The organism is Acetobacter sp. (assembly GCF_047721705.1).
In the GTDB taxonomy this organism is placed as follows: domain Bacteria; phylum Pseudomonadota; class Alphaproteobacteria; order Acetobacterales; family Acetobacteraceae; genus Acetobacter.
Genome location: NZ_JBDNXK010000105.1, coordinates 1 through 10,206 on the forward strand (window position 1 = coordinate 1; position 10,206 = coordinate 10,206).

Sequence of the window (10,206 nt, forward strand, 5' to 3'; positions counted from 1 at the left end):
ACGTTAGAGCGATCGCTCTGAAAAAGTCAAGGAAACAACGATTTTTGGAGTGAAATGACTTTTTTATTAATAAAAAAATTAAAGTGTTTGATCGGATTTTTGTCCGATGATGCCCGTGAAAACGACAGCATATAATGAAATTGGTGGTCTTTTGAGGAAATTTGGCCCCTATGCGTTTAAAGATATTTGCTAACTGTGCGGGGGTGTGACGTTTTCGTGTGCTTTGGGTGAGACAGGATTCTGTGAGGAGAATTATTCTAACAATGTAGTTATTCTCACAGCTTTATGAATTTTAAAGCGCTCACGTGTCTCGCAGGCGTCGGCTGTATGTTGTTTTATTGCAACACGCAGATTGGAGAGTGTGCGGTAGCGGTCTGTGTATGTTGGTTTTCTTCCCAAACCATTGTACCGCCAGAACTATCGAGGCGAGAATGGTACAATGATAAAAAAACAAAAGCCCCTCCTCGACAGCAATATGCCTGTCTTGTGTCTATCGAGTCGCGCGCGGCGGTGGTCCGCGTTTTTTCTAGTCGCAGGCGTCCTTCAGAGCGCAGTGGTGACGTGCGCGTGGGCTCAGGCTGCGGCTGTCAGCGAAAAAGCACCGCAAACCGCGCCTGTTGTTTCCTTGGGAAAGGAAAAGCTGGGACCATATGCGGCGCCTGCTCACAAGGCGCCGAAACGGACGCCCATAAGTCCGGCGGAGCGTCTGGATGCGCTGTTCAATACGGAAAGTATATCCTCGATCTTGAATGATCGGGACGATGCTTTACGTCAGCGCGATCTTTCCGCTGGTTACTATGTGCCCGCACAGACTTTCGGTAATTTGGTGCCGCAGTTACAGCCGGGCCGTAAGTGGCTTCAGGATCGTGGCTTCAGTTTCCAGTTCGCTTACAAGAGCGAAAGTATCGCCAATCTTGGGGGCGGTCTGAGCAAAGGCATGTCCTATGCGCAGGAACTGACGCTCACGACCCGGTTTGATCTTGGCAAACTTGTCGGCTGGGACGGCTGGATCCTGCATGCCGTGATGATGGAACGTGCAGGCCGCGAAGTCAGTTACGATCATGTGGGTGAGCACCGTATCTTGCTGTCCGAAGTTTACAGCCTCTCCGGGCACATGGCGGCGCATCTCGCGGATATCTATCTTGAGAAAGCTCTTTTCCATAACAAGGTGAATATCAATATCGGGCGTCTGACGCTGACGCATACCTATGCCACGTCCGTGCTGCTCTGCACGTTCATGATCCAGTGTTCAGCCCCGGTGGCACTTAAATCCCAGCAGGGCTGGAGTGTTTATCCGAAAGCCTCGTGGGGCGGAACAATCCGTATTCGGCCGACACGTGATCTGACTCTGACGACGGGCGTATATGCAGCGGGTCCGCTGACCTCAAATCCGTCTGGCTGGGCATGGGGAAGTGAGCAGCAGACAGGCGTCATGCTGCCTATTGAACTGGGTTGGGAGCCTTTCTTCGGTCGTGACAAGTTGCCGGGCCATTACAAGATCGGTTTTGGTCATGACACCACGCGCTATGACGATATCATAGGCTCTGTTCCCACTGCGTCTCGTGGACTAGTGCAGAAAGATCGTCCGCGGGATACGTTCTACTTCGAAGCGGATCAGATGGTTTATCGCAAAGGTGGTGATCACCAGATGGCGGGTGGCTATCTTCTTGCGGGTTATATTCACAACACACCCGGTGTTTCCGTGTGGTCCGACCAGTTTTATGTCGGAGCGTCCCTGCTTGGCATCCTGCCCTACCGTCCGTTCGATCGTTTCGGTGTGATGTATTCCTACTATCAGATCAGCAATCGTCTCACATACGGTCAGAATTTGCGGCAGGCTGCGGGATTGTCGCTTGGGGAGTTTGTTACGGGTCCACAGACGCATGCCGCCACATTGGAAGCCTACTACGGTATTCCGGTCGTTCCGGGTCTCGTTCTGCAGCCCGTGTTTGAATACATGATGCGTCCAGGCGAAACATCGGTCATTCCGAACGCCATTCTTGGCGGTATCAAGGTTCTGGCAGCGCTGTAATTTGTCGTGCAGGGAGGGGTGGGTTTGACTTCCTGCTGTGAGCCATTACGAAAGCAGCTTCTCTTTTTGTGAAGATAACTGCTTCGTAATGGCCACTCCTCTTGCTGCTCTTGCAGCCGATTCCGCCGGTGATGTCGCTCATCTCATCGAAACGGCGCTTACGCCTGTTTTCATGCTTTCAGGCGTCGGCACACTGTTGAACCTGCTGAACACACGCTCGGCGCGTGTTGCGGACCAGATCGAAAAAGCTTCCGACCTCCTCGATACAGAGCAGGACAAGGAGGCCAAGCGCAAGCTGCGGCACCATCTGCGCCGCCTTACGCGTCGGATCATGGTTCTCGATATATCAATCATGTTCGGAGGGTTGGCGGGTGCCATGACCTGCGGCGCTGCGTTTGTGCTGTTTCTTGGTTCTGTGCGCGACGCGTCGATCGCGTTGTGGTTGGTCGCTCTCTTTGGGGCGGCTCTACTGAGCACTGTGGCCGCGCTGGCTGCCTTTCTTTGCGACTGTTTTTTCTCTTGGGATAATCTTAGGAAATCTGGACCGCTTCCAAAGAGCGTCAAGAAAAGATCACCGGAGAGTAGCGCCTCAACAACCGGTTGAGGCGCTCCGTTCAAGCGTTAGTCAAAACGCTTGCCGTTGACGATGACATAACCTGGAATGTCCCATTTCCGGCTGGTGCCGTGATGCGTCCAGTCAATACCCTGCCGACGTGGTGAGTCGTAATAATAGCGTCCGACGACATCAGCCATGTCGCCTTTTCTTACCCACGGCCACTCGTCTCCGGAAATTTCATCAAGATTGGAAACGATCCGTATGGACACGCCGTGTCCCACATCGACGTAAAAATAACCGTGCCAGCCACTGCGCGTGTGTTGCGCTTTTTCTGAAACAGCAACGACGTGTCCGCAGATATGAACGGGCACATCGCCTCGTGCCTCGCCATTCTCGAAATCCTGTTGCGCGGACAGAAAATTGCTGTTGTCACAGACGGAGGAAACGCTCCTTGCCCATATTGGCGAGGCGGTCAGTGTCATTAGCGCAAGGGCGGTGAAAAGCGTTTTTGAAGTTTTCTGCATCAGATTTCCGAAAGTTGTGACGAAGCAAAGCCATGGAGGCATGCGAAGCGCACGCCGTCAGACATGGAAAGTCGAGAAATATCGATCCACGGCGTCGCGCATGGCGCCAGCGACCATTGCACGATGGCCAGCCTGACGGAGAGCGACTTCGTCAGCGTGATTGGACATGAAGCCCATTTCGACCAGCACGGACGGGATGTCGGCAGCTTTCAGCACCACAAAGGCGGCATGGCGATGGGGATGTGAGAGTAGGGAGATGCGGGACTGGAAGGAGGAGACCACCTCATTGGCCAGATGCGCAGAGCCGCGGCGTGTTTCTTCCGTCACAAGACTGGCGAGAATCTGCTGCACGGCAGGCGATGTTGCATGAACATGCGGCCCACCGAAACTGTCTGCGCTGTTTTCTGTCTGAGCAAGTGATGCGGTCTGGGAGTCGGATGCTGCTCCGGAAAGAGTGTAAACGCTCGCCCCACGCACGGATGAGTCGTGAAGTGCATCTGCGTGCATGGAAATGAACAGCGATGCTTTGTGCGCCTGCGCCATCTCCACGCGCCCTTCGAGGGGAATGAAGCGATCACTGGCGCGGGTGAGGGCCACACGATAGCGCCCACTGGCCAGAAGCTGGCGGCGCAGTTCTTCCGCTGCTGCTTCGGCAACATGCTTTTCGTATGTGCCGGAATACCCGATGGCGCCGGGATCTTTTCCGCCGTGGCCGGGATCGAGCATGACAAGGGGGGGAGGGGGAGCGGCGTTTCGCAGGACGGCAGGGCTATGTAACTGGGAAGAATGAGTGTTGCTCTGCAATGAATGTGCTGCTGATTTCGCGGGCGTGGTGTGCGTATGCGAGGCTGCCATTGCTGCTGAAGGGAGCAGCGGCGAAAGACCAAGGGCTACAGTAACCCTGCGCCGGAAAAGATTTGCCGTTGGCAGGCTACCGTCAGTGCTGACAGCGGATGGTGTCGCGCTTTTGTGTGCCTGTTGCTGTTCGCATTTGCCGTCCTGCCTCATGTCGCACCCAGTTCGAAATCAGGCCTGATTTTGTCATGTTGTCGTTGGTGAGTCATTAATGAACGACAATTATGTCAGGAACTTGGAAGTGTGTTTGAAAGGGAACAGAACGCAGGTTCAGGGTGCTGTCCGAAGGTGCTCTCTTGCTTCTTGTCTTTCTTTAGGTCATGCTCTTCGAGTCGCAGACCTTTGTCTGTGAGGCTCCGAATCAAAGGAAGTCGTGCTGCTTGATATGTGGACGACAGGCCCATGACCGGATGCCGCAATTACGTTGAACGACACGGGTGAATGAGAGCAGGTCTGGACACAACGACAGGGCAGAAGAAAGGCAGCGGACGTATGTATCCGGTTTCTGCCCGCTGTCCGTTGTTGGAGAGCCGTCTCGCCAGCGTCCCCTTCCTCCAGCAGTCGTTTGCGGCCGTCACCCATAAACGAATTATCGATTTACCCGCAGCGCTTCCGCGCGGCGCCCGACCTGAAGCAGGTCGGAGGTGCCCCTCTGGACGAGCGCCGGGACACCGGAGTGTCTTTTTTTATGAGCAAGCGTATGCTTATCGACACGACTCACGCGGAAGAAACCCGCGTCGTCGTGATGGATGGAAACCGTCTACAGGATTATGATGTCGAGGCTGCCAACAGAAAGCAGCTGAAGGGCAATATATATCTTGCCAAAGTCATCCGCGTCGAACCAAGCCTGCAGGCCGCTTTTGTGGATTACGGCGGAAATCGGCATGGCTTTCTCGCTTTCAGCGAAATTCACCCCGATTATTACCAGATTCCCGTAGCTGATCGCGAAAAACTGCTGGCGATTCAGGAAGAAGAAGCGACGCTTGAAGAACAGCGCGCTGCGGCATCCGAAGAGGATGAAGCCCAGTCGACTGCGGAAAATTCCGAAGAGGCTGAGGGGGAAACAGAGGATTCCGCTGAGGATTCTCAGTCACCGGATTACGTCGGGGGCGAGACCGATACCGGTGAGGAAGCGCTGGTTCAGAAGCGTATGGCCCGCTTCCTGCGTAGCTATAAGATCCAGGAAGTTATCCGCCGTCGTCAGGTTCTGCTCGTGCAGGTCGTGAAAGAAGAGCGGGGGAACAAAGGCGCGGCGTTGACCACTTACGTCTCCCTAGCCGGGCGTTATTGTGTTCTGATGCCGAATGCCCTGCGGGGTGGTGGTGTTTCCCGCAAGATTACGTCGGTGGCAGATCGGAAGCGCCTGCGTGACATCATTGCGGATCTCCAGTTGCCTCGCGGCATGGCGATGATCGTTCGTACCGCTGGCGCACAGCGTCCGCGTCCGGAAGTGATGAAGGACTGCGAATATCTTCTCCATCTCTGGGATCAGATTCGCGAGCACACGCTGAATTCCGTCGCTCCCGCGCTGATCTACGAAGAGGCCAGCCTGGTAAAACGGGCAATCCGCGATGTTTACACCAGCGATATCGATGAGATTGTGGTGGATGGCGAGGCCGGCTGGCGTGCCGCCCGTGACTTTATGCGCATGCTGATGCCGCAGGGGGCACAGAAGGTTAAGCTGTGGCGTAAGGAGAACCAGCCTCTCTTCAGCCATTACCACGTTGAAGGGCAGCTTGACGCGATGCTGTCGCCGACCGTGCAGCTTCGTTCAGGTGGTTATCTTGTCATCAATCAGACGGAAGCTCTGGTTTCCATTGATGTAAACTCCGGGCGTGCGACCCGCGAACGCAACATTGAGGAAACGGCGGTCAAGACTAACCTTGAGGCCGCTGATGAGGTTGCCCGTCAGTTGCGCTTGCGTGATCTTGCCGGACTGATCGTCATCGATTTCATCGATATGGAATCCCGTCGCCATAATGCGCAGGTCGAGCGTCGCCTGAAAGACGCCCTGCGTCATGACCGGGCCCGTATTCAGGTCGGCGGAATTTCTCACTTTGGCCTGCTGGAGATGTCACGTCAGCGTCTCCGTCCGTCCGTTGCTGAATCCGCTTTCATGACCTGTCCGCACTGTCAGGGCACGGGCATTGTGCGTGGTATCGAAAGCTCGGCTCTGCACGTGCTGCGCGCGATAGAGGACGAGGGTGCCCAGCGTCGTGCCTCTGAAATCGCGGTTTATGTTGCTGGGGATATCGCGCTCTATATTCTCAACAACAAGCGCGACTGGCTGGATGCGATCGAAGCGCGTCACAAGATGCGGGTCATCTTTGTGGCTGATGCGTCATTGCCTGTGCCTGAAATCCGCATCGAGCGGAAACGTGCCCAGTCAGCCCGCTTCGATGCGCCTGAGCAGGCTGCCATTACAAGTGAGACGGCTGCGTTGCCGGCTGAGAATGGTACGGAGGAAACTGAGGCTTCCGGGCAGACGGTGCGGACAATCGCGATCAGCGATGCACCGCCTGCGGCTCGCGCGGATGAGCGTCCGAGCAATGGTGAGGAAGAGCGCGAGGAAGAAGGAGGTCGTCGTCGCCGTCGCCGTCGCCGTCGCCGTGGCCCCCGTGAAGAGGCAGTTTCAGAAAACGCTGCTTCTGATGTGGAAAAAGAAGGTGCCGCACCGGTTGCCAAAACTGAGCAGGAAGGTGGCGAGCAGGAAACTGCTTCTGAGAACGCAGAAAATCTGGTGCCGGGTCGGAATCGCACACGATTCTCGCGTCGCACGACGACGGAGAATACGCGTTCGGAAAGCCGGCCCGATAGCCGCCAGACCAGTCGCCCGCAGCAGCCTGTTCCACAGCAGCGCGAATGGCGTGGACCGACACCGGCTGATCCGTTCGGCGGTAGCTTCGACATCTTTGATATGATGGAGCAGGAGGAGTTCGATACCTCTAAGCCTGCGGTCGAAGAAAAGCCGGTTGCGGAAAAAGTGGTGGAGGAAGTCGCCGTTGTGGCCGAGCCACCAAAAGAACGGGCTCCACGCCGTCGCGATCGTGGCACACGTTCTGTTCCCCGTTCTGAAGAAATGGAGACCGTGACTGCTGTGGTTGAAGAGCAACCGCAGGTGGAAGCTGAAAGTGCTCCGTCAACAGAGGAAATCGTTGACGAGCCACGGAAAGCCCCCGCACGCGGTCGCCGGAGAAGCACGCGTAAGACGGCGACACAGCCTCAGGAAGCCAATGGGGTTGAGGAAGTCGAGAAGCAGGGGGTTGAGAATGATGAAAAAGGGGCCGATACCCGTCGCCCTGTCATCATGGTTGAACCGACTGTGATTGATGATGAAACGCCGGTGGCAAAGCCACGCACCGGCTGGTGGCGCCGCTAAAACACGTATGAGACGGGGATCCTTAGGGATCCCCGTCTCTGTCTCTTGCGGGTAACGCCGAGAGCGCCCATCTTTCCGTTTATGGCTTCCCGTTCACGATCCTCGCTTGAGGGCCACCCCGCTCTTTTGTTCCAGCCGGAGCAGTTGCCTCCGAAGGAAAAACGCTTCCGCATGGAAGTCGTTTCGGAATATGCACCCGCGGGTGACCAGCCGCAGGCAATCGCTCAGCTTACGGCTGGCGTGGAGGATGGTCTGCGGGATCAGGTGCTGTTGGGCGTGACGGGGTCCGGCAAAACCTTCACCATGGCCAAGGTAATTGAGGCTACCCAGAAACCGACACTTATTCTTGCACCAAACAAGACACTGGCAGCGCAACTTTATGGGGAAATGAAACAGTTTTTCCCCAATAATGCCGTTGAATATTTTGTCAGCTACTATGATTACTATCAGCCGGAGGCTTACGTTCCACGGTCTGATACGTATATTGAAAAAGATAGTCAGATCAACGAGCAGATTGACCGGATGCGCCATGCGGCGACACAGGCTCTGCTGGAACGGAATGACGTCATCATCGTGGCGTCCGTATCCTGTATTTATGGTATCGGGTCGGTTGAAACCTATTCCCGCATGGTTGTGCGACTGGAAGTCGGTGGAGAAATAGACCGGGACCGGCTCATAAAGGCGCTTGTGGAACTGCAATATCGGCGGAATGATGCTGCCTTTGCGCGAGGTGCCTTTCGGGTGCGCGGGGAGAGCATCGATATCTTCCCATCGCAGAACGAAGATCGTGCCTGGCGGGTATCGTTATTCGGTGATGAAATCGATCAGATCATTGAGTTCGATCCGTTGACCGGAGAAAAGACAGCGGATCTTCAGGAGGTCAGTCTTTACGCCAACAGCCATTATGTGACGCCGCGCCCGACGCTCAATCAGGCCATTATCAGCATCAAGCAGGAATTGAAGCAGCAGCTCGACAAGTTTGTGGCGGAAGGCAAATTGCTGGAGGCGGAGCGTCTCCAGCAGCGGACGACTTTCGATCTGGAGATGATGGAAACCACCGGCGTTTGCAAAGGTATTGAGAACTATTCCCGCTATCTTTCCGGTCGCAAGGCGGGAGAGCCGCCGCCGACATTGTTCGAATACTTGCCGGCGGATGCGCTTCTTATTGTCGATGAGAGTCATGTCACCGTGCCGCAGATCGGGGGTATGGAACGGGGAGACCATGCGCGCAAATCTGTTCTTGCCGAGTTCGGGTTTCGTCTTCCATCCTGCCTCGACAACAGGCCGCTGAAATTTGGTGAATGGGATGCTTATCGCCCCCAGACACTGTTTGTCAGCGCCACGCCTGGACCATGGGAAATCGAGCGTACAGACGGTGTGTTCAGTGAACAGGTGATTCGCCCGACCGGCCTGATCGATCCGATTACCGAGGTTCGCCCCGTTGAACGGCAGGTCGATGATCTGCTTGCCGAGTGCCGTACAACGATCGCCAAGGGTGGTCGTGTGCTTGTCACGGTGCTGACCAAGCGGATGGCGGAAGATCTGACAGAATATCTGGATGAAGCCGGGATCAAGATTCGCTATCTTCACTCTGACGTCGATACGTTGGAGCGGATTGAGATCATTCGGGATCTTCGTCTGGGTGCTTTTGATGTGCTGGTGGGAATCAACCTTCTGCGAGAGGGGCTGGATATTCCTGAGTGCTCTCTTGTCGCTATTCTTGATGCCGATAAGGAAGGTTTCCTGCGTTCACGGACTTCGCTGATCCAGACGATCGGTCGTGCGGCCCGGAATGTCGAAGGGCGTGTGCTGCTTTATGCAGATAAAATGACCGATAGCCTGCGTTACGCCATAGAAGAAACAGCGCGGAGACGTGAAAAGCAGACGGAGTGGAACGAGCAGCATGGCATCACGCCGCAGAGTGTGAGCAAGCAGATCGGCACGATCATCAATTCTGTATTTGAGCAGGATTATGTGACCGTCACGCCGACAGAAGGCGCTGAAGCTGACGAATTTGTCGGCAAGAATCTCGATGAGACGATCGCTGAGCTGGAAAAAAGGATGAGAGCGGCTGCGGCTGATCTCGAATTTGAAACTGCGGCCCGCATTCGTGACGAGGTCAAGCGCTTGGAAGCTTTGCAGCTTGGGCTGGAACCACCACCAGCCCCATCAAAGCAGATAAAAGGTAAGAAAAAAGACAAGGGGCCGGTGCCACTTGGACCGGGGGGCGGTGGCTATGATCCCGCAAAGACGAAAAAACGAGGCGGAGCTCGAAAGAGAACCTGATGTGGCTTTTAATGGGGAATGCAGAGATAGCTTTCCCATTCGAGGCAGTTGGAAGAGTTCATGGCGACTTCTGTGGTAGGCGAGGCGCACATATACCCTTGCTGTGTCTGAATCATAAAACCGGCATTTTGCCTGTAAAGTTTCTTGGTGTGCACATGAGAAGGATCAAAAGGAAGAAGCTGGAGTGCATTTTCTTCTTGTAGCACGCAGCTCAATACAAGATTCTCATTTTCTTGTGTCAAATACAGAAGTTGGCCATGTAAAGAAATACAAAGATAATTTTCTGGTGAACGTAGAACGGGATGCGCAGCTTTGTCTGAAACAAAGGGGTCTTGGCATGTCACATTTTTATTTTGGATGTCGTAGGATAATATTGTCCCATGAAATGTCATAATTCTTTTCAAGGCCATCTCTTTTGGACGAATTGCAGGGACGATAGGGTGATGAGCCCCTGTGGCAATAAGCATAGCAATTCGCTGTGTGAAGTTCTGTGCAATATTTTCGTAATGACTCCAGTAGAGTGACGAAAGTATTTTTCTTAGTTCCAGTATTATTTGTGGTTTTTGTTTTAAAC

At 54.7% G+C, this 10,206-nt stretch carries 7 protein-coding genes; 4 read left to right on the forward strand and 3 right to left on the reverse strand.

The window, feature by feature from the left end; genetic code table 11:
- The first annotated feature begins 475 nt into the window (after nucleotides 1-475).
- Both ABF824_RS13985 and ABF824_RS13990 read left to right on the forward strand, forming a co-directional pair.
- Nucleotides 476-2,032 carry a carbohydrate porin gene (locus ABF824_RS13985; protein WP_415489623.1) on the forward strand — a complete coding sequence of 519 codons (1,557 nt, stop codon included), beginning with the start codon at nucleotides 476-478 and terminating at the stop codon, nucleotides 2,030-2,032.
- Nucleotides 2,033-2,120: 88 nt separating this feature from the next.
- Nucleotides 2,121-2,636, forward strand: a complete 516-nt coding sequence (locus tag ABF824_RS13990) for a DUF2721 domain-containing protein (protein ID WP_415489618.1) — start codon at nucleotides 2,121-2,123, stop codon at nucleotides 2,634-2,636.
- 17 nt (nucleotides 2,637-2,653) lie between these two features.
- Here the strand turns inward: ABF824_RS13990 and ABF824_RS13995 are convergent, their stop codons facing one another.
- On the reverse strand, nucleotides 2,654-3,070 hold the full coding sequence (locus ABF824_RS13995; RefSeq protein WP_415489624.1) for a hypothetical protein: 417 nt from the start codon (nucleotides 3,068-3,070) through the stop codon (nucleotides 2,654-2,656).
- Nucleotides 3,071-3,169: 99 nt separating this feature from the next.
- The gene (locus ABF824_RS14000) at nucleotides 3,170-4,120 is read right to left on the reverse strand and encodes an N-acetylmuramoyl-L-alanine amidase family protein (protein WP_415489619.1); all 951 of its coding nucleotides are present in this window, start codon (nucleotides 4,118-4,120) and stop codon (nucleotides 3,170-3,172) included.
- Between the two features lie 535 nt (nucleotides 4,121-4,655).
- On the opposite strand from ABF824_RS14000, the gene ABF824_RS14005 reads away from it, so the two are divergent.
- Together ABF824_RS14005 and uvrB are read left to right on the forward strand one after the other, a co-directional pair.
- Entirely contained in the window at nucleotides 4,656-7,346 is a 2,691-nt protein-coding gene (locus ABF824_RS14005; RefSeq protein ID WP_415489620.1) for an Rne/Rng family ribonuclease, read from the forward strand.
- A gap of 81 nt (nucleotides 7,347-7,427) precedes the next feature.
- A complete protein-coding gene (gene uvrB, locus ABF824_RS14010; RefSeq protein WP_415489621.1) occupies nucleotides 7,428-9,632 on the forward strand; it encodes an excinuclease ABC subunit UvrB in 2,205 nt (734 codons plus the stop codon).
- Between the two features lie 8 nt (nucleotides 9,633-9,640).
- Here the strand turns inward: uvrB and ABF824_RS14015 are convergent.
- Nucleotides 9,641-10,206: hypothetical protein (locus ABF824_RS14015; protein WP_415489622.1), on the reverse strand; the 566-nt coding region annotated here is incomplete at its 5' end.